The sequence below is a fragment of the Pseudomonas sp. SIMBA_067 genome, from assembly GCF_046534675.1.
GTDB lineage: Bacteria > Pseudomonadota > Gammaproteobacteria > Pseudomonadales > Pseudomonadaceae > Aquipseudomonas > Aquipseudomonas putida.
Genome location: NZ_JAWRYH010000282.1, coordinates 1 through 281 on the forward strand (window position 1 = coordinate 1; position 281 = coordinate 281).

1 protein-coding gene is annotated in these 281 nt (G+C 63.7%); it reads left to right on the forward strand.

What is annotated here, in order from left to right; genetic code table 11:
- Positions 1-281: SIS domain-containing protein (locus SB765_RS29095; protein ID WP_410932414.1), on the forward strand; the 281-nt coding region annotated here is incomplete at both ends.

Consider the following 281-nt stretch of genomic DNA (forward strand, 5'->3'; position numbering starts at 1 on the left):
CGCTGAAGCCTACCCGGCCGGTGAGTTGAAACACGGCCCGCTGGCCCTGGTCGATGACGACATGCCAGTCGTCACCGTGGCGCCGAACAACGAACTGCTGGAGAAGCTCAAGTCCAACCTGCAGGAAGTACGTGCCCGTGGCGGTGAGCTGGTGGTGTTCGCCGACGAGCACGCTGGCATGACCAACGGTGAAGGCACCCACGTGATCAAGGTGCCGCACATCGCGGACGCCCTGGCGCCGATCCTGTACACCATTCCGCTGCAGCTGCTGTCGTACTACG